A 231-nucleotide genomic window follows, 5' to 3' on the forward strand; every position below is an offset into this window, starting at 1 on the left:
TCGGCATCTTCGCCGCGCTGCCGGAAGCCGAAGCGCTGGCCGCCGCCAACAAGCGCATGCGCAACATCCTGCGCAAGGCCGAGGGGGCGAGTCCCGGCATGGTCGATCCGGCCCTGCTGGCCGAACCGGCCGAGAGCGAACTGGCTGAAGCCGTCGAAGTGGCCATCGACGACAGCAACGCCAGCCTGCACCAGAAGGACTACGTCAGCGTGCTTGCGCGCCTGGCCCGCA

General features: G+C 69.3%; 1 pseudogene. It reads left to right on the forward strand.

Annotation, left to right across the window (positions count from 1 at the left end):
• Positions 1-231 (forward strand): annotated as a pseudogene (locus ACQG3P_RS24930) (glycine--tRNA ligase subunit beta); the annotation flags it as partial.

The organism is Stenotrophomonas sp. SrG (genome assembly GCF_050031795.1).
Taxonomy (GTDB): Bacteria; Pseudomonadota; Gammaproteobacteria; order Xanthomonadales; family Xanthomonadaceae; genus Stenotrophomonas; species Stenotrophomonas rhizophila_A.